The 22,187-nt window shown below is 34.4% G+C and carries 17 protein-coding genes; 2 read left to right on the forward strand and 15 right to left on the reverse strand.

What is annotated here, in order from left to right; translation table 11 throughout:
* Nucleotides 1–178 precede the first annotated feature (178 nt).
* The 13 genes from APR43_RS11170 to rsfS all read right to left on the reverse strand — a co-directional run bounded on the left by APR43_RS11170 (nt 179) and on the right by rsfS (nt 19,363).
* On the reverse strand, nt 179–1,900 hold the full coding sequence (locus tag APR43_RS11170) for a hypothetical protein (RefSeq protein WP_082356466.1): 1,722 nt from the start codon (nt 1,898–1,900) through the stop codon (nt 179–181).
* A 15-nt stretch (nt 1,901–1,915) separates the two neighbouring features.
* Entirely contained in the window at nt 1,916–3,202 is a 1,287-nt protein-coding gene (locus tag APR43_RS11175; protein ID WP_082356465.1) for an MFS transporter, read from the reverse strand.
* Entirely contained in the window at nt 3,202–4,260 is a 1,059-nt protein-coding gene (locus tag APR43_RS11180) for a glycoside hydrolase family 130 protein (protein WP_053473549.1), read from the reverse strand. Before APR43_RS11180 ends, APR43_RS11175 begins: the two co-directional genes overlap by 1 nt.
* Nucleotides 4,261–4,444: 184 nt before the next feature.
* Nucleotides 4,445–5,992 (reverse strand): RagB/SusD family nutrient uptake outer membrane protein, encoded by a 1,548-nt coding sequence (locus APR43_RS11185; protein WP_053473548.1) that lies wholly within the window; start codon nt 5,990–5,992, stop codon nt 4,445–4,447.
* A 10-nt stretch (nt 5,993–6,002) separates the two neighbouring features.
* The gene (locus APR43_RS11190) at nt 6,003–9,083 is read right to left on the reverse strand and encodes a SusC/RagA family TonB-linked outer membrane protein (protein ID WP_053473547.1); all 3,081 of its coding nucleotides are present in this window, start codon (nt 9,081–9,083) and stop codon (nt 6,003–6,005) included.
* Between the two features lie 206 nt (nt 9,084–9,289).
* A complete protein-coding gene (locus APR43_RS11195; protein ID WP_240514948.1) occupies nt 9,290–13,495 on the reverse strand; it encodes a hybrid sensor histidine kinase/response regulator transcription factor in 4,206 nt (1,401 codons plus the stop codon).
* 234 nt (nt 13,496–13,729) lie between these two features.
* Nucleotides 13,730–14,512, reverse strand: a complete 783-nt coding sequence (locus tag APR43_RS11200; RefSeq protein WP_053473545.1) for a superoxide dismutase — start codon at nt 14,510–14,512, stop codon at nt 13,730–13,732.
* A 9-nt stretch (nt 14,513–14,521) separates the two neighbouring features.
* Complete coding sequence (locus APR43_RS11205) at nt 14,522–14,791, reverse strand: acyl-CoA-binding protein (RefSeq protein WP_053473544.1); 270 nt, start codon at nt 14,789–14,791, stop codon at nt 14,522–14,524.
* On the reverse strand, nt 14,792–15,445 hold the full coding sequence (locus APR43_RS11210) for a phosphatidylserine decarboxylase family protein (protein ID WP_053473543.1): 654 nt from the start codon (nt 15,443–15,445) through the stop codon (nt 14,792–14,794).
* Nucleotides 15,435–16,325: a phosphatidate cytidylyltransferase gene (locus tag APR43_RS11215; RefSeq protein ID WP_053473542.1), complete on the reverse strand. Its 891-nt coding sequence runs from the start codon at nt 16,323–16,325 to the stop codon at nt 15,435–15,437. Before APR43_RS11215 ends, APR43_RS11210 begins: the two co-directional genes overlap by 11 nt.
* A gap of 1 nt (nt 16,326) precedes the next feature.
* Entirely contained in the window at nt 16,327–16,932 is a 606-nt protein-coding gene (locus tag APR43_RS11220) for a lactate utilization protein B/C (protein WP_053473541.1), read from the reverse strand.
* A 116-nt stretch (nt 16,933–17,048) separates the two neighbouring features.
* Nucleotides 17,049–18,974: an ATP-dependent zinc metalloprotease FtsH gene (ftsH, locus tag APR43_RS11225; protein WP_053473540.1), complete on the reverse strand. Its 1,926-nt coding sequence runs from the start codon at nt 18,972–18,974 to the stop codon at nt 17,049–17,051.
* A gap of 17 nt (nt 18,975–18,991) precedes the next feature.
* On the reverse strand, nt 18,992–19,363 hold the full coding sequence (rsfS, locus tag APR43_RS11230; RefSeq protein ID WP_012024667.1) for a ribosome silencing factor: 372 nt from the start codon (nt 19,361–19,363) through the stop codon (nt 18,992–18,994).
* A gap of 92 nt (nt 19,364–19,455) precedes the next feature.
* Here rsfS and APR43_RS11235 point away from each other — a divergent pair, with 92 nt between their 5' ends.
* Nucleotides 19,456–20,184 carry a biotin--[acetyl-CoA-carboxylase] ligase gene (locus APR43_RS11235; protein ID WP_053473539.1) on the forward strand — a complete coding sequence of 243 codons (729 nt, stop codon included), beginning with the start codon at nt 19,456–19,458 and terminating at the stop codon, nt 20,182–20,184.
* A 180-nt stretch (nt 20,185–20,364) separates the two neighbouring features.
* Here the strand turns inward: APR43_RS11235 and APR43_RS11240 are convergent, their stop codons facing one another.
* Complete coding sequence (locus APR43_RS11240) at nt 20,365–20,757, reverse strand: hypothetical protein (RefSeq protein ID WP_053473538.1); 393 nt, start codon at nt 20,755–20,757, stop codon at nt 20,365–20,367.
* Between the two features lie 160 nt (nt 20,758–20,917).
* Nucleotides 20,918–21,562: an orotate phosphoribosyltransferase gene (gene pyrE / locus APR43_RS11245; protein WP_053473537.1), complete on the reverse strand. Its 645-nt coding sequence runs from the start codon at nt 21,560–21,562 to the stop codon at nt 20,918–20,920.
* 7 nt (nt 21,563–21,569) lie between these two features.
* Between pyrE and APR43_RS11250 the strand changes: the two genes are divergently transcribed.
* Nucleotides 21,570–22,178 carry an NUDIX hydrolase gene (locus APR43_RS11250; protein ID WP_053473536.1) on the forward strand — a complete coding sequence of 203 codons (609 nt, stop codon included), beginning with the start codon at nt 21,570–21,572 and terminating at the stop codon, nt 22,176–22,178.
* Nucleotides 22,179–22,187: the final 9 nt, after the last annotated feature.

Here is a 22,187-nt window from a genome sequence, read left to right on the forward strand (position 1 = left end):
CCTTCGGAACGCTATATGAAATTCTGGATTTTAATCCATTATTTGTACCCAATCTTGTCATTCCGAGGAACGAGCAATCGCACGAAAAACTCCGTAAAGAATGTCGCCAATCTTTGTCGATTCTCTTGTGCGATTCCTCGTTCCTCGGAATGACAAACTAGGCGTGAAACTTAATGATTTATTTTTTTTGCTGATATTGATAATCTACAACTATACCATCAACTAACATTTTTGAGCCTTCATAGCTTACCTTTCCATTAGAAGGAATTTGTACAATTACAGCGGCACTTAATGCATCCATTTTTATTTTTGCAGAAGCAGAAACATTCTTGGCTACAAAACTTCCCGAAACGGTATTGTATAAATCTACTTTTGCATCTTTTTCAACTTTTACAGTTACTGTTTTACTTACAGAATACGGATTATAATACAGATAAGAAGGATAGGCTTTATCGCTATAAAAATCGGTTGCTAATAAATTTAATTGTAATATTCCTGTAACATTGGTTTCACGAATAATACTTCCAAAAATACCAACGTGACCGCTTCCGTAAACACTAAATTGAGATTCTTTTGGATTTTCGCCAAGTACCCAAAGCGGACCATCACCTTGCGCTACTGGACCTTTTAGGTTTTCATATTCTTTATAACTGGATTGCTTTATTATCCCTTCGTAACCAATAACGCCTTTCGTAACTTTAGCTAATTCAGGTATTGTTTCATGTTCGTCCGGCGTATATTGCGGATAGAAAAAACGAGAAGCATTGGCAGCATTCAGCATCCATTTTCCTATTGCTCCAGCATACGACTGATCGTATCTTACCATAGGTATAAGCGGCCAGGCAGCGTCATAAGTATTCATTAAAAAACCGTATCCGCCGTGATCTACCGTACTTCCAAAAACACCCGAAATATCGATACCGTTCCAGTTTCCAACTAATGAACCCCAGCCTTCACGACAAATTGGTGTTCCGTCAAAAGTCCAGTCCAGCATTTTGTTTGTATCGTATTTTGTACCTTCTTCAGCATTAATTCTTGCTGCTAAATAAGCTCCAAAAGGCATTAAAACTTCATAAGTTGGATTTTTAGATTGCGATTCTAATGCTGCTAACGCGCTTTTAGCTCCTTTTAAGTATTTCGCATCGCCGAATTTTTTATAGGCCATATACAATACCCATGCATGTCCAGCTGCTGCATCTGGCTGCGCACAGATTTGGTTTGTCATAGGCTTCATTTTGTTGTAATCAAAATAGGAGTATTCGTAGTTGCCGTTTAAAATTACATCGGCCTCATAAAATTTGTCTGCAATACTTCTGGCTATTTCTGTAAAACCGGGTTCGTTAGGATATTTATCATAAATGGCATAAAACAAAAGATTCGGATATACGTCATACCACCAATCACGGCCATAACCTCCGCCTAGTAAAGCAACTTCGGGGCAGGTATTATTCATCATAATATTCCAGTTGGTTTCTTTGTTGAAATAGTTTTTCAACATCGCAACATAATTTAGGTTTTGCGAGTTGTTTTTGTCTATTCCAACTAATGTGGCTCCAAGTGTTGCGCCCATTGTTGCGAGAGCTTCATGAAACATTCCTTTATTGTGATTAGGGCCTTGTCTTACATCTGCAACAGCAGTATATAATCCAACAACGGTCTGCGGGTAATTTTTTTTGCTGTCATCCATCCAGACCATCGGCCAAAATTTACCTTTTGCATTAAAATCATAAACTGTTTTATCAAAATCTAAAGCCAGTTTTTTATAGTCAATAATTTTTAATGGCTGTGGTAAATCCGGCATTTGTGCCACACGGGGTATGTTTTGTTGTTTTACTTGTGCGGCTGCTGTTAAACTTAAAACTAACAGGCACGAAGTGCTTATTTTTATAAATGTATTCATTTTGTTCTTTTTAATTTAAAGAAGTCCTGCGGCTGTTTCTTCTAATACTTTAGCTTCTATTTCTTCATCTGGTGAAAGTTCAAGACCTTGTTTAATGATTTTTTTGCTGATGTAAATGGAGCATAACTGCAATAGTGCGATAATACCAATGGCATATCTTAAAGCAATATCTTCAGATACAACAAAATATAAGGTTAAGAAAGTTCCGGCGCCTAAAAGTCTTCCAAGGTATAAACCGGCTTCATGGTTTAGGATATAAGCGAATTCGCCTCTTTTTTCGATTCTGGAAACAATGTCAATTACTTTTAACTGAATAGGGAAGTAGGCTAAATCCATCAAAGGTTTTGCTATAAGCAATAAAAGTAAAAAGATTATTACACCAATTTTGTTGAAAAGGAAACCATTTAAACAAGCGCCTAAAGCAAATAGGATTAAGCCAACAGAAAATGTTTTAATCCTGTCTGATGGTTTAGAAAAACGACCAATGAAATAAATAATAATTGCGGCTAAAACAGCCCCTATAGATTGCGCTTTTCCTAATGCGCCTTCTTCTCCCAATATTTTAAAAATAAGCATGGCAGGAGCGGTAACTAAAAATCCTTGTGCCAAACCTTTAAATGCAGCCAGCGACAGTAATTTGTACCAAAGCGGATGAAATTTGAAAAATATGTATTGCTTTTGTACGGGATTTATAAATTTACCTCTATAACAAACCATTGAAGCAATAATGGTAATTAAAAAAACAACAGCGGTAATAATTTCATATGCGCGGTGTTTTTCGTCTTCACCTATTTTTGACTGAATAAACAAACCAATTGCTGCCGGTATTGCAATGGCAATTATGGTATAAATAAAGGTTTCTAATCCGTAATAATAATTTCGATTGTTGTCATTTGTTATAGACAAAGCCAGATAATCGCGATTTGACCAGTATAATCCAAATGAAAGCCCCATGGTAATCCCGGCAACACCAATCCCGATTAAATCGAGTGTTTTTAAAGACATCATTATAATCATCGAAACGCCGCTGAGCATCATCCCGATTGAATATAATTTTTTGATATTGATATGTTTCAGCAAGAATCCATTTAATAAAAATGTAAGCGGAATCCCTGTATAAATTGCCAATTGGTATATGACTACTTTTGAGGTGTCATTTGAGTTTCGCATAATATAAGCGGCAACAAATATATCGATAACCGGCAGTACTAGTGCGTAGACTAAGTTGGTGAAAATAAGAATACGAAAATTATGAGTCTGACTTTTAAAATGATCAATTTCTGATATAAGTTTTTTAAACATTAGCTATTTTTTAAAAGTAAAAGGATTTCTTTAATCGAAAACTGAGCACCGCATACAAATTCATCTGATGCACCGTAATACATGGTAAGAGTGTCTCCGTCAGGCTCTACAATGTGGCCGTTGGTGAATACTACGTTTCCGAAAAAACCGCTTAATTCATATTCTTCAGCAGGAACCATAATAGGATCTATTGTTCTTGCAATTACTTTTGTGGGATTTTCAAGATCCATTAAAAAAGCACCTAAACAATACATATGATTTTCATTGGCTCCATGATAAATTTCGAGCCATCCTTTTTCTGTTTTTATGGGAGCGGCTCCGGCACCAACCCTTTTACTGTCCCAGATTCCTTTTCTTGTTTTTATGATGCAGTGATGATTTCCCCAGTGAATACCATCAGGAGAAGAAGCAATCCAGATGTAATTACCGCCAATATCTACGCTGCTTGGGCGGTGTAAAGCGTAAAATAATCCGTTTATTTTTTCTTCAAAAATGGCGCAGTCTTTATTGTGTGCGGGTAATATCATACCGTGTTTGGTAAAGTTTTTCCAATCGGTTGTAGTACGCAAACCAACACCAACACCATTGTCTGATACAGAAGTGAAGGTTAGGTAATATGTTCCTTCAATCTGGGCGACGCGGCAGTCTTCTATTCCAAAAGTTTCGAGCATACCTTCGCCAACCAAATGCGGATAGTTTTCGGGTTCATAAAAATTATGTCCGTCTTCACTGCATAAAAGTCTAAGATGGGAAAGCGTGGTTAAATAATCCACTCCTTTATAATTGATAACGCGTGCATCTGTAGCAATAAGTTCAGGATCGTTTTTTTCTATTTCGATAATGTGAATTTCACCTGTTTGAGTTAGTATGGGAAACGAAATAACAGTATCCTTTTGTTTTGGTCTTTCGGCAACGCGCACTATCAGCCAGGTTTTATTATCATATTGAAATACGCCGGGATTTAATAAGCATGTAATTTCTAATCCTTCTCTGCTTGCAGGAATGTCTACAGGCGATAATAATGGGTTGTCTGCAAAACGTTTCGCTATATCTTTCATGATTTTTAGTTTTATTTTTTTATCGTTTTTAATTACCTCCAGCTTTAGCTGGAGGTTGAAGAATTGATAATAAATTCGGCTTTAGCCAAAATAATTAAGTGTTTTGGCTAAAGCCTAGTTCTCATTCCCTTTTTGATCCCCAGCTAAAGCTGGAGGCAATTTAAAAGTTGGAAATAGATTTATCTTAATATCCAGGATTTTGTGTTAAAAGTCCTGCTGAGGCATCTACTTCTGCTTGCGGAATTGGATAAAGCATATGTTTGTCTAAGAAAACTTTTCCGTGCGCCGTCATTACTTCCTTAGCAATTCCCCATCTTTTTAAATCGGGCATTCTTTGATTTTCAAAGCCTAACTCGGCTCTTCTTTCAGCAATCAGCCAATTTTTTATAAGAGCTTTATCTCCAGAATTTGGTCTGTCTGGCAATGTTCCTGCGGGTGGAGGAGGACCAACTGAAGTTACCGGAATAGTTTTACTTGGGTCAGCTGGAAAAGCCGGATCCTGAACTCTAACCGTAACAGTTGTAACTGTATTTCTCGCTCTTGCTCTAATTTGGTTTATAATGTCAATCGCACCTGAATAATTTCCTGTTTCATTAAGTGCTTCTGCTTTCCAAAGTAAAACATCAGCATAACGAATGAAAACTTTATTGTTTGGAGCGTCATCATCGCCTTTGTTTCCGCCGTCTGTAGTTCCTAAAAGTTTATTAACCCATTGTTCAGGAGCATTTACGGTATATAATTTTCTAGGGTCATTAGGCTCAAACGAAGCTAAAAAATCAGTGCTTGGAGCAAAAAATCCCCATCCAAGAGGTGCACAAATTCCGTTTCCTTTTCTCGGATCAGCTTGCTTAACATGGTTATAAGAGAAAATCACTTCATTGTCTGCATATTCCTTGTTCATATTAAAGTTATCAAAATAATTCGCATCAAGGCTATAAAAACCTGTTGTTTCTAATTCTGATACTAAAGTATTTACAGCCGCCCAGTCTTTATTGTATAGCGCAGTTTTGGCCAAAAGTGCAATAACCGCTCCTTTTGAAACTCTCCATTTTTCTGTATTTGACGAATATTTTAAGTTTGGCAAAAGTCCTTTTGCTGTTTCTAAATCCGTCTTAATTTGGCTCCATACGGTTTCTTTTGGTGCTCTTACGGCTTTATCAAAAGCTTCCTGATATGTTTTTATGGGAGCCAGAATTAATGGTACATCGCCAAAATTAGTTACCAATGAAAAATAATAGTACGAACGTAAAAAATAAGCTTCGCCCAGTAATTGGTTTTTTCTTTGGGTAGAAATTCCGGTAAGCGATTCAATTTCCGGATTTAATAGAAAATTCAATGCAATATTGGTTCTTTTGATACCTTCATAATCGTATTTCCACAATCCGTTTGGACCACCATTTGTCGAAGTAAAAGTGAAATTATTGATTTCATCCATCCAGGATTGATCACCATCTGGAGACCATTTTTTCTCCATATCATCTGATGCGATATCATCTATAATAATATCATTTTGAAATACTAGACCTCCGTTCCAATCCCATTCAGCCAGCTGATTTAATCGATTGGATAACATATCGTAAGAAGAAGTTACAGAACTTTCTACAGAAGCTAATGTTGGTTTAGAATTAGCTTGTTCCTGAGTTTGCGCTCCGATAGGATCTGTAGTAAGTTCATCTTCGCAGCTTGTTAAGGCAAGCGCAATAAGGATTACTGTTATATATTTATATTTCATGATTCGATTATTAAATTTTAAATTTTAGACCTATTAATATTGTACTAGATTGAGGATAAGTACCCTGATCTATAAAAGAAGTCGATTCTGGATCTAAACCAGTATATTTCGTAAAAGTCAATAAGTTTTGTCCGGATACATACATTCTTAAATACGTATCGCCAATTATTTTAGGATTAAACGTATATCCAATTTCAAGATTTTTTAATCTCAAATAAGAAGCATCTTCTACAAAAACACTTGAAACCTGACTTCCTCCGTTATCATTCAGTGTATTACGAGGAATTGTGTTACTTGTACCTTCGCCATTCCATGCGTTTAATACAGAAGTAGTAGAATTAAAAGGACGGCTGTCGTAATCTAAAATTTGTTTTAAGTCATTGTAACGATCTACACCTGAAACTCCTTGGAAAAGAAATGACATGTCAAATCTTTTGTATTCGGCATTAAATGAGAATCCGTAAGTTATTTTCGGGATTGAACTTCCTATAAACGTTCTGTCATTCGCATTAATCTGCCCGTCTCCGTTTAAGTCTTTAAACTTAATATCGCCCGGTTTTGCACCGTTTGAATTAGAATATAAAGCAGCATCTATTTCTGCCTGATTCTGATAAATTCCGTCAAACTTCAATCCATAATACGAACTAATTGGCTGTCCAACTACTGTTTTGGTGTGCGTTTTGTCATCATTGATTTCAGAAACATATTGCTGCAACTGTTCTACATTGTTTTTTAAAGTGGCAATATTTCCGTTGATACCGTATTTGAATTCGTGATCGTTGTTTTGAAAATTAGCTCCAAACTCAAAACCTTTATTAGTTACAACACCGGCATTAACGTAGGTTTTATTGATTTGACCAACTGTTGCAGACGGAAGCCCTACGGCTAGTAAAATATCATCGGTTCTTTTATCAAAATAATCGACAGAGAAAGTCAGTTTATTTTCTAATACACCTAAATCAAGACCAAAGTTAGTTTGCGTAGTCGTTTCCCATTTTAAGTCAGGATTACCGTAACGAACCACATTTATGATTCCGCCAGTTTCAGTAACAAGAGTTTCATAGGCATTATTAGGGATTTCCTGATTTCCTGATTGTCCCCAGCTGGCTCTCCATTTTAGATTAGAAACCCATTTTGCATTTTCCATGAATTTTTCTCTCGACATTACCCAGCCTCCGGAAATCGAAGGAAAATAGCCCCATTTATTATTAGGTCCAAAACGCGAAGAACCATCGGCTCTTATTGTACCTGAAACTAAATATTTATTATCATATGCATAATTTGCAGAAGCAAAAAAGGAAATAAGATTCCAGCTTTGTGCTGATCCTGAACTGTTTTTGTTAACATCGCTTCCGTAATCCAAATAACGGAAAGGATCTGTCGTATTGTTATAATTCGTTCTGCTTCCACCAACTGCAGATTGGTCGTAACTAACGGTTTCTTCACCTAATAAAGCATTGATACTGTGTTTCTCTGCAAGAGTTTTAGTATAGTTTAAAGTATTGGTAAAGGTAAAAGTCGTTGCTTCTCCTCTGTTTTCGTTTAAGTTTGAAGGTCGGTTTTGTCTGCCTTGTCCCGGATATAATTCATTTGGGTCGTTGTCATTATCATCTCCAAAATTTTCTCCAAAAGCTTTATTGTGATCAAAAGTGATTTCGGCACCAAAATTACTTCTGAATTTTAATGATTTATCAGCCAGAAAAGCATATTCTGCATAAACATTTCCAAAGGTTTTAAAAGCAGACCGTACATCATCTGTAAAATTAACGATCGCAATAGGGTTAGATGTCAGCTCATAATTACGGCTCCATCCGCCATTAGGATTATTGTTTAAGTAGAAAGGCAAATCAGTATAAGGATCATTTGCTTTATACGTTGGATCGTTTACATCTTTATAAACTCCTAAAACAGAAGGACGTAATAAAGCATGTCTAATTACTCCCGGAGCATCTCCGCTAGAAGACATTTTATCCTGCCTGCTGCTCGTAATTTGGAAGTTTGTACCCACTTTAAGGCGTTCTGTAATTTCGGTATTAATATTTGCTCTAAAATTGATACGTCTGTAAGTATCTTTATCTCCCACGACAATACCATTTTGTCCAAAATAACCTCCGGAAATTAAATATTGTGTTTTATCAGTACCTCCGCTGGCCGAAATCTGAAAATTGTCCGTTCTTCCTGCACCAAATAATTCGTTTAACCAGTTTGTATTTGATAACGGAATTCCGTTAACCTGTCCGTTAGTTCTATCGGTTTGATAAGGACTTATGGCATTAGCAGGATTATTGTTAGAATTGTGCCAGGCCTGATCCATTACGGTCAAATACTGGTCTGCGTTTAGCATTTTTGGAAGGTTAGTAGCATAACTTGTTCCGCCAAAATAATCTACGTCAATATTTGCTTTTCCTTTTGCACCGCTTTTGGTAGTAAGAATAACAACCCCGCCCGAAGATCTTGATCCGTATATAGCTGTTGCAGCAGCATCTTTTAATACCGTCATCGATTTTACATCAGACATGTTCAGGAAGGAAATATCGCGGGTCGCAACACCATCTACAACATAAAGTACTTCGTTGTTACCCAATGTGCCTTCACCTCTAATACGTATTTTAAGTCCGTCGCCGGGAGCACCCGTATTAGCCGAAACTGAAACACCGGCAACTTGCCCTTGTAATGCTTGTCCAACATCAGATACTTTTGTTTTAGCTAATTCGCTCATATCTACAGTTGCAACAGCACCTGTTATGGACGATTTTTTTTCACTTGTATATCCTACAATAACAACTTCATTCAAAGCATTTGAATCTGCTGCCAGCGTAACATTTATTTCTTTTCTGCCAGATACGGCAACTTCCTGAGTTTGATATCCTACATAGCTAAAAATAAGGACAGCGTCTGATCCAGCATTAATGATATAATTACCATCAAAATCTGTTATGGCATAGGTTGAGGTTCCTTTTACATTGATATTAGCCTGCGGCATTGGCCCATCAACATCAGAAACTACACCTTTTACGGTTTGAGCATTCATAATGCTTCCCACCATCATTATTCCAAACAGGAATAACTTATAAATATATTTTTTCATCATGATAAGGAAGTGTTAATTGGGTTAGTGTTTTGATTGTTTTTTTTCATGGTTAAAAAGGTTAGAGATGTTTGTAAAGTTTTACGATAACGATTGAAATAATTATCGTTTATAAAATTAGCTGGTGTGTACAAGAAACGGTGTACACTATTTCTTCAAAAGTGTACACTGGTGTTTATTGTGTTGATATTTAGTATTTTGTGCTTTTTTTAGCTCTTATTTTTGTATTTGAGCTGGTAATTTTTGGGCGTAGTATTATATAGTTTTTTAAACTCGCGGTAAAAATAAGAGCGATTATTAAAGCCGGAACTATAGCAAACTTCAGATACGGTTAAAATATTCTTTCGCAATAGTTCTGCAGCGTATTTTAATCGGATGGTTCGAATCAAATCGCCTGGTGTAAAACCAAATATTTGTTTGATTTTTCTATACAATTGCGAATTGCTGATGCCTAGTTCTTTTTCGATAAATAAACTTTGAAGATTTTCATTGTCGATATTACGGCGAATTAGTTCTATTACTTTTTTTATGAAGTCTTTTTCGTCATTATTAATAGGCAGAGAAGCCAGATTTTCGATAGGATTATCTTGTGTAAAATGTCTTGAGATCAGCTCTTTTTCTTCCAGCAGTTTTTGAACCCTTATGAGTAAATGATCCGGATAAAATGGTTTTGCGATATAGGAATTGGCACCGCTTTCAATTCCTTCAATTCGATGCAGCACAGAATCTTTTGCGGTTAGCATGATAAACGGAATATGACAGGTTTTAAGGTCATTTTTGATTATTTTACAAAAGTCAATTCCGTCCATAAATGGCATCATTACATCGCTGATAATAAGATCAGGGATTTCATTTTCAATAATTTTTAAAGCTTCTAAGCCATTATACGCTGTAATAAGTTTATACTTTTGATCTAATAAATCTTTAAGAAGTAAATGGATTTCTTTTTCATCTTCAACAATTAATATGGATTTTCGATCATCTGTAATGTGACTTAATGATGAAATTTTATCCGGAGTTTCTTCCTCTTTGGCCGGAGTTTCTTCGAGAATATTTTTTAAATGATTCGAAATTAAAATGGCGCTTGCAGTACTGTCCAGTTCTTTTTCATCAAAACAGGCTTTATTGCAAGGCAGTAAAACGGTAAATGTTGTTTCGACATTCTCCTGACTTGAAACCGAAATTTCGCCTCTTAATGCCGTAATTAATTTTTTTACATATGCCAGACCAATACCTGTTCTAAACATGGTATTATCTGCATCTGTATTTAATTTAGCTAAGAAAAACTGATCAAACAACGAATCTGATTCTTCTTTTGAAATTCCTTTTCCTGTATTGGTTATGGTGATATTTAATTTTTCCGAACCAATATCCTGAATACTGAACTTCAAGGTTATTTTTCCGTTTTCAGGCGTATATTTAAAAGCATTCGACATTAGATTAAATACTATTTTTTCGATTTTATCTTTGTCAAACCAGCCCAATAAAACAGGTGGAATATCAAGTGAATAACTAATGTTTTTTTCAATTGCCCATTCATCAAACAATTCCGCAATTTGTTCGATTAAATTTACCAAATCAAAATTTTTCACATTTACTTCGATATGGTCAAATTCAGCTTTTCTAAATTCAAGTAATTGCTGTGTCAGGAACAATAAACGTGAAGAATTGCGCTGAATCATGTGTATAAATTTCGTGTTCCTTTCGCTGAGGTTGGTTACTTCAGAAAGTTTTTGAATTGGGCCAACAATTAAAGTAAGCGGCGTTTGAAATTCATGCGCTATTTCTGTAAAAAAAGTAAGCCTGTTTTCATGTATTTCCATTTCCCTTTTCCTAAATAAGATATTTTGGTTTAGGGACTGACGTTTTTTGTAATAGCTCTGAATGAAAAACGCAAAAGCCAATAGGAGCAGGGCATAAATTAAAAAGGCAATGTTGGACTGCCAGTATACCGGTTTAACGCGTATATCAACAGCCTGAACCGGTTTAGTCCAGACACCATCGCTGTTTGACCATTTTATCCATAAAGAATAATTTCCTTTAGGGACGTTTGTAAAAGAGATAATTCTTCGATTATCAATAACATTCCAGTCCTTGTCAAAATTCTTTAATTGATAAGCATATTGACATTTTTCAGTATTGATAAAAGTCAGTGCAGTCAATTCAATGTCAAAGAAGTTTTGATTATGATTTAAAACAATTGAAGGATGAGAAGTAGAATTTGGCGCAATAACCAATCCTTGATAATAGGGCAGCGGCTGATTCTGTCCACTTATTTTATCAATAAAAAGATCTGGAATTATGTTTGACTCTTTTATATTTTGAGGTAAAAAATAATTAAATCCTTTTATACCGCCCATAAATATAAAATCTGATTTTAGATTTTGATAAAAAGCGCCGTCAGCAAATTCATTGTTTTGAAGCCCTTCGTTTTTAGTATAATTCGTAAAGTTTAATTCTTTGACATTAAAATTAGAAAGACCGAAATTGGTGCTTAACCAGAGATTGTTTTTTTTATCACAAACAATTCCGTGAATCGTATTATTAGGCAAACCGTCTTTTACCGTAAAACTTTTAAATACAGGCTTGCCATTTTTTGTTTCCAATAAGTTTAAACCGAGACTGGTTCCTATCCAAAGCCTGTTTTTAGCATCGGTAACCAAACATAAAATATCATTGTTGGATAAACTTTCAGGATCATTTTTATGGTTTCTGTAAGCATAAAAACGTTCTGATTTGATATCAAATAAATTTAATCCGCCTAAACGAGTCCCAATCCAGAGCTGGTTTTTGTTCTTTGGAATTATCGAAAAGACAATATTGCTGCTCAATGCATTACTTTGATTATTATTGGCCGCATAGTTTTTAAAATCAGAAACTTTTAGATTATTTCCTAAATGCTCAATTTTAAATCGAAACATACCATATCCGTTTGTTCCAACCCATATAAAACCATTTTCATCCTGATAAATAGAATAAACAGATTTAAAGTACGAACAGGCGTCGCTGCCTATAATTTCTTTCCACGTAACTAATTTTGATTTTTTCGAATCATAAACGGTAATACCATCGCCATCTGTACCAATAAAAATTAGATCGTTTTGTCCTTTGTGTAAAGAAAAAACTGAATTGTTTATGGCACTGTTGCTCTCGTTATAATTTTTATAATCTAATGGTTTCTCAGGATTTAAATAAAAATTTGGAGAGAATTTAAACAAACCTTTTCCTTTTGTACCAACCAGAAAAGAATGATCTTCTAATTCTAAAAATGCCCTCACAATAGCACCATCAAGTTCTGGAACCTCTGTTTTAGAAACGAGATTAAAAGGTTTTTTAAGCGGACTTATTTTAAAAATTCCGTCGCCATCTGTTCCTGCCCAAAACATGTTTTCGTTTCCCTGAATGAGAACGGTCGTTTTGTTTTTTAAATGTTTTAGCCAATCCTTTTTTACCTCAACACCATTTTGATCTAAAACTGCATATCCTGATTTGTCCAGAACGATAAGGCCTTCAGCAATTTTTCCTATAATTTTTTCAATATGATTTTTATGGAAGGGAGTAATTTCATTGTTTAAAGAGTATAAATTGCTGTTTCCGTTTAGTGATACTGTAACAATTTTTTGTTTCGAAATTTCATCAAACGACTGAATGTCTTTTGAAATTAGTTTTATTCCTGAAATTGTTTTTTTACCGCTTTTGGCAGTTTCAATGGATAATTTGTAGAGATCATTATTTTCAAACAAAACCAGCAATTCACCTTTTTGTGTAAACTGCATTTTTTTTACTGCCTTTTTAGGGAGATTTTTTGAATTTAATAATTGAAAACTATCGTTTTCAAAATAGCCAATTCCCCAATTTTTTGCAGCACAAAATACTGTTTTAGAAGAGTCCAGTGCCATGTTAAACTCAGATTCAGATAACGGCGAGATATCTTTTCGCGAAAAATAATAGCGTTGAAAAATACCCGTTTTTTTATCAAATCGGTTTATACCGTGTATGGTAACAACCCAGATGTTTCCATTATTGTCTTCGTCTATTTTTAAAATAACCTGATTACTCAGACTGTTCTCATTATTTGCTTCCGGTCTGTAAATTTTAAAGTTACTGCCGTCATAACGGTTTAAACCGTCCCAGGTTCCTATCCAGAGTAAATTGTCAGAATCCTGAAAAATAGTATTAATAGAACTATTTGAGAGTCCTTTGTTATTATCCAACTGCTCAGATGAATACTCTACGTCAATTGTTTTAGAGTTTTGATTGTGGATATGTAATGGAGTGGTTTTTAAAAACGGACTCTTTTGAGTATTATTTATAGAAATGGTTTTCTCTTTATTGTCACATGAAAAGAAAATCATTAAGACAAAATATAAGAGAATAGCTTTAATCTTCACTGTACTTTTTTTTAATAGTTTCATTCAGAATAGCTATTTTTTCCTAGCATATTGGTTTGCTCGAAATAGCTATATAGATCTTTGTGAAATGATTCTTGATTTAAAAAAGTATTTCACGATGCTTAAAGATATAGGAATATACAATGATACGCTATGATTTTAGTCATATTTTTTTATCTTTCATTAATAAGAAGACTGAGTTTTAAAATAAGGGAATAAAAAAAAGCTGATACTTTTTTTAGTACCAGCTTTACTTTTTTATACTTTCTTGACCTTTTTGAGGGCTTCTACATAATACTCGTTTACTTTTTCCCAGTTTATGTGTTCGTAAAAAGCATCAATATAACTTCCTTTTCGGTTTTGATAATCCAGATAATACGCATGTTCCCATAAATCAATGCCTAAAATTGGCGTTCCGGGAATCAATGCATTTTTCATTAACGGATTATCCTGATCTTCTGTAGTTGTAATTTGTAACTTTCCATATCGGTCTACAACCAGCCAAACCCAGCCAGAACCAAATTGTTTTTCAGCCTGACCTTTAAACTGATTGGTAAGATTATTAAAAGATCCAAATTCTTTATCAATTGAACTCGCAAGTGTATCTTTTGGAGTCTGCTGCTTTGGAGTCAAAACATTAAAATAAAGCGTATGATTGTAATATCCGCCCGCGTTTTGACGAAGCTTAGCGTTATTAAGATCCATCTTTTTTAAAATATCCTCAATTGGCATATTTTCAAATTCAGTAGATACAATCTCTTTATTAAAATTATTTGTATACGATAAATAGTGCTTAGAATAATGGGTTTCTAAAGTTAAGGAACGTAACGCAGGACTTAATCCGTCGTAAGCAAAAGACAGTTTTGTAAGTTCAAACGAACCCGGATCTGCTTTTACATCATTTGGAGAACCAATCGTTATTTTTTCTTCTTTAGTTGGCAGCGGAACTTCTACAACTTCGGTTAGCTTATTGTTATCATTACAAGAAAATAATAGAAAAAATGAAGCTAAAATGCTGAAACGAACAATGTTATTCTTCATAATATTAATTTATTTTGATGTTAGTGAATTAATGATTTCGATGTAACACTCCTTAGCTTCATCAATCGATAAATGACTAATCTGCATCCAGGCATTCGTTTTAAAAGCATTTCGTAAATCAAAATTCTCAGACTGATTGTAAACCGCGGTTCCAAAAGTAGCCTGTTTATAAAACGCATAAAGTCTTAGCTGCACATCTTGCGGCAGTGAGGCCTGAGTCATTTTCAATGCAGTTTCAACAGCCTCGTTAAAGCGTGTATCTAAATCTTTTTCTGCCATTTACGCTTTTGTAGCAATAATAGTTTTTCCTCCAATTGCTTTTTGGTCTAAAACCACGTTAATTGGTGTACCTAAAGGTAAAAATAAATCTACTCTCGATCCAAATTTAATAAATCCGGCATCAGTTCCCTGAATAACCTGCATTCCTTCCTGAGCGTAGTTTACAATTCTACGTGCCAAAGCACCGGCAATTTGTCTATAAAGAATGGCACCAAAAGTGTCATTTTCGATTACTACAGTTGTTCTTTCGTTTTCCTCACTGGCTTTTGGGTGCCAAGCAACCAAAAATTTTCCAGGGTGGTATTTGCTAAATTTTATAATTCCGTCCATCGCATAACGAGTAACGTGAACATTGATAGGCGACATAAAAATAGAAACCTGTAAGCGTTTATCTTTAAAGTATTCACCTTCGTAAACTTCTTCAATAACCACAACTTTTCCATCAACAGGAGCAAGGATGTGATCGCTGTTTCTTACAGCAATTCTTTTAGGATTTCTAAAAAATTGTAAAATAATGATCAAAATCAATAATGCTGCTATCTGAACTAGCATTCTCAGCCAATTGATATCAATAAATCTATCAGCAATTACAAGTACGGCAACAGTGAAAACTGTTCCTAATAAAATAGATGGGGCTCCTTCTTTATGAAACATAATATAAAATTTGATAAAATAAAAATATAATTGGTGCTACAAATATAACACTATCTAGTCGATCTAAGATGCCTCCGTGTCCGGGCATAATCGAACCGCTGTCTTTAATGCCTGCAATTCGTTTAAATTTTGATTCGATCAAATCACCGATCGTTCCAAAAACACTCACAATTAAAGCAATAATTGTCCATATGAGGATAGATTTACCGCTAAAAGCCGGATTAGGCTGTATGTATAATTTTGAAATCAAGAACCCTGCAAAAGCCGCAAAAACCATTCCGCCCAGAAACCCTTCAATTGTTTTTTTAGGCGAAACACGCTCAAATAACTTATGTTTTCCCATTGATTTTCCAACCAGATAAGCAAAAGTGTCATTTGTCCAGATTAATACAAACAGACCTATGATGATTTTTGGATTGTAATCATTTGTTCCAAAGGAAATTTTTACGATAAAAAGAAATGGTAATGCAATGTATCCTAAAAGATATAGATATTTTGAGGAGGTGCTTATTTTTTGAACAGAGTCATAAAATAAAAAGATAATACACTTAATAGATACAACCAGTGTAATGGCTAAAAGTACAATATCTAATTGCTGAATATTGGTTTCTAAATCAAGATTTAATTTAAAAATATTATTTAAATAAGCAGAAGTTTGTTTATTGTAATGACTAATTAGTATTACTATGGTATAAAGTAATGTCCCAAATAAAATCGAAAAGACTTTGTTAAGATTTACAATATTTGAAAATTCATAAATGGTAATAATTAGGAAAATTCCAAAGAGAATGATAAAGCTTTCGGTAGAAAACAAGATTGAAGTTAACAACAGAGCAATATAAACAGCACCAGAAATGGTTCTTTTAAGCGTTTCGTTCATCTTAAAGATCTTCTAAGAGCAATAAATAAAGATTTTTGGCAACACTTCCGTATTGGGTAAAATCTTCTTCTTTTGCTTTTTCGAAATATTTTATAGTGGTGATATTTGTCGGGATATCTCGATCATATTTACGTTTAATGGCACTTAAACCATCACTTTTCATTGGGAGAATCTGACTAGTTGTTGCAAGAATTACAATATTTGCGGGTAATTCGTTCGGTTTGTTTTGTCTAATCTGTTTTGAAGAGAAAAGAATAGAACCTTCATCTGCAATCAGGTTTTCGCAGCTTGCTAATAAAAATTTTGGTTTAGATGGGGCAATATAAAATAATTTGTTTTCGTCCAATAAATGAAAAAGAGCCGGTTCGTAACATAATACTTCACTTTCAAACCAGTCATTTTCTTCTAAAATATTTTCGAATTGTTCTGCAGCTTCCTGATTGTTTTCACAATACAAAAATTTACCGCCATTTTTCTTAAAGTTAAAGATGAATTGTTCGTCTAAAGACAAATGACTATTTGGAGCAGGAGTTCCTGCGTACTCACTTTCGTGTTCTTCGTCAGAAGCAGATTCGCTGGAACCAAATATTTTTTTGAAAAAATTCATTTTTTATATGAAATACTTTACATGTTAATTGAAAACGTTCAAAGATAAAAAAATCTTAATTCAAAAGGGTATTTTGAATTAAGATTTTAAAAAATATTGTGTATTTAATGAATAATTTACGAAACGACTTCTTCTAAATTTTTGTCAAAAGTACGTTTTCCGAAAATTGCTTCTAAGTCATCTTTAAAAATAACTTCTTTTTCAATTAATATATCGGCAAGCTGATTTAGCTTGTCTTTGTTTTCTTGTAAAATTTGAATAGCTCTTTGGTATTGACCTTCAATTAATTCTGAAATTTCTTTGTCAATAACTTTTGCTGTTTCATCAGAATATGGTTTTGAAAAGTTGTACTCACTTTGTCCTGATGAATCGTAGTAAGTAACATTTCCAATTTTATCGTTCAAACCATAAATCGTTACCATAGCACGAGCCTGGCGTGTTACTTTTTCTAAATCGCTTAATGCACCAGTCGAAATTCTGTCAAAAGTTACCTTTTCAGCAGCTCTTCCTCCCATAGTAGCACACATTTCGTCAAGCATTTGATCAGTTCTTACGATTTGTCTTTCTTCTGGTAAATACCATGCAGCACCTAAACTTTGTCCGCGGGGAACAATAGTTACTTTAATAAGCGGAGCAGCATGTTCCAGCATCCAGCTTACCGTTGCGTGACCAGCTTCGTGAATTGCGATTGCTCTTTTCTCTTCTGGAGTAATAATTTTATTTTTCTTTTCAAGACCTCCAATAATTCTGTCAACAGCATCAAGGAAATCTTGTCTGTCAACTGCAGGTTTGTTGTTACGGGCAGCAATTAAGGCAGCTTCGTTACAAACGTTTGCAATATCAGCACCAGAGAATCCCGGAGTTTGTTTTGCTAAGAAATCAAGATCTAAACCTTCAACTTTTTTGATAGGAGCTAAGTGAACTTTGAAAATTTCAGCTCTTTCGCGAATGTCCGGTAAGTCAACAAAAATTTGTCTGTCAAAACGTCCTGCACGCATTAAAGCTTTATCAAGAACGTCGGCTCTGTTTGTTGCAGCCAAAACAATTACGTTAGAGTTTGTGCCAAAACCATCCATTTCTGTCAGTAATTGGTTCAAAGTGTTTTCTCTTTCGTCGTTTCCGCCAGACATATTGCTTTTTCCACGGGCTCTACCTACAGCATCAATCTCATCGATAAAGATAATTGCCGGAGATTTTTCTTTTGCCTGTTTAAACAAATCACGTACACGAGATGCACCAACTCCCACAAACATTTCAACAAAATCAGAACCTGATAATGAGAAAAACGGAACCTGTGCTTCACCCGCAACAGCTTTTGCTAATAATGTTTTACCAGTTCCAGGAGGTCCTACAAGTAAAGCTCCTTTAGGGATTTTACCTCCAAGATTGGTATATTTTTCAGGGTTTTTAAGGAATTCTACAATTTCTTGTATTTCTTCTTTAGCACCTTCTAAACCAGCAACATCTTTAAATGTAGTTTTGATATCTGTTTTTTCATCAAAAAGTTTAGCTTTTGATTTTCCAATATTGAAAATCTGTCCGCCTCCGCCAGCGCCTCCGCCAGACATTTTACGCATAATGAAAATCCATACACCAATAATGATGATGATAGGAAGTAAGCTGATTAAAATATCGCTCCAGTTATTTTTTTGAAGGAAATTGAAATCTTTTAGTTTGCCTTCTCCAACTGCTTTTTCAAGTTTAGTTTGAAAGATTTGGTCGTTACCAATCTCTAAAGTATAGTGCGGCCCTTTGTTAGGGTTTTTGAAAATATCTTTAGAAACCTTTTCGTTTGCCGGATCTTTAAGAGCAGCGGCAGTCAGGTATACTTCAGCTTCGGCTTTATTGTAAACGATCACTTTTTCAATTTGACCTTTTTCTAATAAAGTGTTGAATTTAGAAGAAGTCAATTGTGCAGGTTCGCTTAAATTAGATCCACCGGTTGCAAAACTTATAAATAAAAAAACTAGAAGAATTGCGGTATATATTAACCAGGGACTTATTTTAAATTTACTCGGATTTGGATTATTATCTTTAGCCATTTAGAAAAATTTTTCTTTTAGTATTTGTTTTCGATTGTAGTTATTTTGGCGTCACCCCAAAGGCTTTCGATATTATAGTATTCACGAATGTGTTTTTGGAAAACATGTACCACGATATGCACATAATCCATAAGAACCCATTCTGCATTATCGGTTCCTTCTACGTGCCAGGGTTTGTCTTTTAAGTCTTTTGAAACTGTTTTTTGAATTGAGTTTACAATGGCGTTAACTTGGGTATTTGAGCTACCGTTGCAAATGACAAAATAGTCACAAACTGCTGTGTCTATATCTCTTAAGTCAAGAATGTCGATATCATTTCCTTTTACTTCCTCAATCCCTTTGATTATGTTCGCCAATAGAACATCATTATTAATAGTCTTTTTCGCCATGAATTATTTTATATGAATTTGTAAAGTTACCAAATTTTGTGATTATTTTTGAACCTTAACAAAATATTAAATTAAGATATTTAAATTATTTAATGAAACTAATCAAACTCGATGCCATAGATTCCACAAATGATTTCTTAAAATCATTGTCAAGTCAGGATGAACTGGAGAATTTTACGGTGGTAACGGCTGAAAATCAGACAAAAGGCAAGGGGCAAATGGGAGCGAAGTGGAGCTCTGAGACGGGTAAAAACTTAATTATGAGCGTCTTGGTGAAAGATTTTCTGTTTGATAATGAGCAGGTTTTCAATTTGAGTATTGTAGTTTCCTTAGCTGTTTTAGATGCGTTGAAATCATTAAATATTCCTGATTTATGCATAAAATGGCCAAACGACATAATGTCATACAATAAAAAAATTGGTGGCATTTTGATAGAAAATACTCTAAAAAGTGATGGCAGGATCGTGTCAGTTGTCGGAATCGGAATAAATGTCAATCAAACCAATTATGAAGATCTGCCTCGTGGTTCTTCTCTGGCAGTTATCTCCGGAAAAACTTTTGACAAAGAGAATCTGGCAATTTTAATTACTGAAAAAATCGAAGAGAAAATTGAATTATGGATTACCTCATCATCTCTTTTTTGGATAGATTATTTTAATTCGCTGTTCAAAAAAGGAGTCCCAATGCCTTTTAAAAATCTTCAGGATAAAAATTTTATGGGAATTATCCAAGGCGTTTCCCCTATTGGAAAATTGCAGGTTTTACTGGAAGATGATTCTGTTTCTGAATTTGAGATAAAGGAGATTCAGATGCTTTATTAGGAGGTTCAAAGGTGCAGAGAGGCAAAGGTCCAAAGGTTTTTTGTTTAAAATAAATCTGCGGAATCTGCAAGATCTGCGAGAGAAAAAAATCATTTTAATCTTTTTAATCTGTGGTAAAAAAAAGCCCAATCTATCAGATCAGGCTTTCATTTATAATTCACAATTAATAATTTACCATTATTAAAGTTTGTTCATATTGTTTGCTAAAGTTTCAATAAACTTACTGATTGGTCCTTTAATCATCATCGCCATCATAGCGTTGAATTCGCCTTCAAAAAATAATTGAACAGCACTTTCTGAATCAGAAATAGAGTCAATATTTGAAGTTAAAGTAAACGGAAGTTTATCACTTGCAGCACCCAAAACAATTTTGTTTGGCGCTGATTTGTCTTTCATTTTTAATTTGATTTCAGGCATACCTTTCAATCCAAAAATAAAAGCATCTTCGCCAATTACTTCAAATTTAGCGATGTTATCCGGCATTAATTTTTCAAAATTCTTAACATCAGTCAGTTGATCGAATAAATCCTGAGCTGATTTCTGAACGGTAACTTTTGGACTTTCTAAGTTCATATAATATTTTGTTTTTTTATTTGTATGTAGCAATCAAAATAAATTCCAATTTTTTAAATTCCAAATCCCAAAAAGAGCGAAGCGATTTTTAGAAAATCTAAAATCTAAAATCTAAAATCTAAAATCTAAAATCTAAAATCTAAAATCTAAAATCTAAAATCTATTCCTGTCCCCAAGTCGATGGGCTTACGCTCCATTCTTGTAGAGTAGACTGCTGGTCTTCTGTGATATATTGTTTTTGAACTGCTAAATCTAAAAGATTTTCGTAGTTGCTTAACGTAAACAAGTCAACATTGGCATTTTTGAAATTTTCTTCGGCAACATTAAATCCGTAGGTAAAAATCGCCGCCATTCCTTTAATATTAGCACCTTCATTGCGTAAAGCTTCAACAGCAAGCAAACTGCTGTTTCCTGTGCTGATTAAATCTTCAACAACTACAACATTTTGTCCTTTTTGAAAAAAACCTTCAACTTGGTTTTGTCTTCCGTGTTTTTTTGGTTCCGGACGAACATATACAAACGGAAGTCCAAGACTTTCGGCAACTAAAATTCCAATTCCAATGGCTCCAGTAGCAACACCGGCAATCACATCAGGCTTTCCAAATTGTTTTTCGATGTTCTTTGCAAACTCATCACGAACATAGTTTCTAATGCTCGGAAATGAAAGAATTAACCTGTTATCACAATAAATAGGAGATTTCCAACCAGAAGCCCATGTAAAAGGATTTTCGGGATTCAATTTAATTGCATTTATTTGCAAAAGCAATTCGGCTGTTTTTTCGGCAGTATCTTTATTAAAAATCATAGTACAAATGTATAAAGTTTTTGTGAACGACAAACCACTTTTTTTGACAAATGAAATCTCCCGCGAGACAGATTTTCAATTGTTCTTGTTGGAAAGTATTGATATAGAACAGCTTATCATAAAAATTTTTCAAAATAAAATTCAAAAAGCTATTTTATATCATCCTGACGAAAGTGAGATAATGAAAACCCTCAAAGCCAAAATTCCGGTAAATAAAGCCGGCGGAGGTTTTGTTTATAATAAAAAAGGCGAGGTTTTATTTATCTTCAGAAACGGAAAATGGGATTTACCTAAAGGCGGAATCGAGAAAGGCGAGGACATTGAAGCCACCGCCATGCGTGAAGTCGAGGAAGAAACGGGCGTAAATAAACTCCGTATTGTCCAAAAACTCCAAAAAACGTATCATATCTTTAAACGCAACGGAAAATACAAACTCAAAATTACGCATTGGTTCGAAATGCATTCTGATTTTGAAGGAACTCCACATGGACAAATCGAAGAAGGAATCGAAAAAGTTGCCTGGCTAAATCCGGAACAAATCAAAGAAGCGCTTAAAAACTCGTATGAAAATATTAAGCTTTTGTTTGCAGAAGAAATAAAAGTCAAAGCAGATTAATATAAAATT

The sequence above is a fragment of the Flavobacterium sp. NLM genome, assembly GCF_002210235.1.
In the GTDB taxonomy this organism is placed as follows: Bacteria; Bacteroidota; Bacteroidia; order Flavobacteriales; family Flavobacteriaceae; genus Flavobacterium; species Flavobacterium panici.

Excerpts from the sequence above, each read along its gene's own strand:
- APR43_RS11170 (WP_082356466.1), bottom strand. The coding sequence starts at position 1,900 with ATGAATACATTTATAAAAATAAGCACTTCGTGCCTGTTAGTTTTAAGT.
- APR43_RS11175 (WP_082356465.1), bottom strand. The coding sequence starts at position 3,202 with ATGTTTAAAAAACTTATATCAGAAATTGATCATTTTAAAAGTCAGACT.
- APR43_RS11180 (WP_053473549.1), bottom strand. The coding sequence starts at position 4,260 with ATGAAAGATATAGCGAAACGTTTTGCAGACAACCCATTATTATCGCCT.
- APR43_RS11185 (WP_053473548.1), bottom strand. The coding sequence starts at position 5,992 with ATGAAATATAAATATATAACAGTAATCCTTATTGCGCTTGCCTTAACA.
- APR43_RS11190 (WP_053473547.1), bottom strand. The coding sequence starts at position 9,083 with ATGATGAAAAAATATATTTATAAGTTATTCCTGTTTGGAATAATGATG.
- APR43_RS11195 (WP_240514948.1), bottom strand. The coding sequence starts at position 13,495 with ATGAAACTATTAAAAAAAAGTACAGTGAAGATTAAAGCTATTCTCTTA.
- APR43_RS11200 (WP_053473545.1), bottom strand. The coding sequence starts at position 14,512 with ATGAAGAATAACATTGTTCGTTTCAGCATTTTAGCTTCATTTTTTCTA.
- APR43_RS11205 (WP_053473544.1), bottom strand. The coding sequence starts at position 14,791 with ATGGCAGAAAAAGATTTAGATACACGCTTTAACGAGGCTGTTGAAACT.
- APR43_RS11210 (WP_053473543.1), bottom strand. The coding sequence starts at position 15,445 with ATGTTTCATAAAGAAGGAGCCCCATCTATTTTATTAGGAACAGTTTTC.
- APR43_RS11215 (WP_053473542.1), bottom strand. The coding sequence starts at position 16,325 with ATGAACGAAACGCTTAAAAGAACCATTTCTGGTGCTGTTTATATTGCT.
- APR43_RS11220 (WP_053473541.1), bottom strand. The coding sequence starts at position 16,932 with ATGAATTTTTTCAAAAAAATATTTGGTTCCAGCGAATCTGCTTCTGAC.
- ftsH (WP_053473540.1), bottom strand. The coding sequence starts at position 18,974 with ATGGCTAAAGATAATAATCCAAATCCGAGTAAATTTAAAATAAGTCCC.
- rsfS (WP_012024667.1), bottom strand. The coding sequence starts at position 19,363 with ATGGCGAAAAAGACTATTAATAATGATGTTCTATTGGCGAACATAATC.
- APR43_RS11235 (WP_053473539.1), top strand. The coding sequence starts at position 19,456 with ATGAAACTAATCAAACTCGATGCCATAGATTCCACAAATGATTTCTTA.
- APR43_RS11240 (WP_053473538.1), bottom strand. The coding sequence starts at position 20,757 with ATGAACTTAGAAAGTCCAAAAGTTACCGTTCAGAAATCAGCTCAGGAT.
- pyrE (WP_053473537.1), bottom strand. The coding sequence starts at position 21,562 with ATGATTTTTAATAAAGATACTGCCGAAAAAACAGCCGAATTGCTTTTG.
- APR43_RS11250 (WP_053473536.1), top strand. The coding sequence starts at position 21,570 with ATGTATAAAGTTTTTGTGAACGACAAACCACTTTTTTTGACAAATGAA.